This is a genomic window from Aminobacter sp. P4_D5, assembly GCF_056401815.1.
In genome coordinates, this window is record NZ_JBFUIP010001025.1 from 1 (window position 1) to 599 (window position 599).

At 71.9% G+C, this 599-nt stretch carries 1 protein-coding gene; it reads right to left on the reverse strand.

Annotated features, from left to right (window positions below):
• Window positions 1-599, reverse strand: a 599-nt coding sequence (locus AC1DWF_RS36445) for an enoyl-CoA hydratase-related protein (protein ID WP_476843313.1), incomplete at both ends; no start/stop codon positions are given.

The following is a 599-nucleotide window of genomic DNA, read 5'->3' on the forward strand; positions in this document are numbered from 1 at the left end:
GCCGTCTCCTGCGCGATCGCCTGGTAGGAGGCCGAGAGCTCCAGCGTCGWGGCCAGCGACATGTGCTGCCCCTCGCGCAACAGGCGCTTGGTCATGCGCAGCACCTGCGGCGGGTTCTTCGTCACGCGCGCCGCCAGCTCCTTCGCCGCGGACATCAGCTCGCCATGCGGCACGACGCGCGACACGAGTCGCGCGGCCAGCCCCTGCTCCGCGTTCAGCGGATCGCCGGTGAAAGACATCTCGGCCGCCATGGCGAGGCCCACCGCGCGCGGCAGCAGCCAGGCGCCGCCGTCGCCGGGGACGATACCCACGCGGACGAAGCTCTCCGCGAAGATCGCCTTCTCGCTGGCGATCCGCATGTCGCACATGCAGGCGAGGTCGAGGCCCGCGCCGATCGCCGGGCCGTTGATGGCGGCGATGGTCGGCAGGTCCAGCTCCCACAGCGCCAGCGGGATGCGCTGGATGCCACGGCGGTAGTTCTCCCGCATTTCGGCCGCGCTGGTGGCGGCCATGATGCCGGTGCGGTCGCGCATGCCCTTGAGGTCGCCACCCGCGCAGAAGGCGGGATCGGCGCCGGTGACGATGACGCAGCGCAGGCT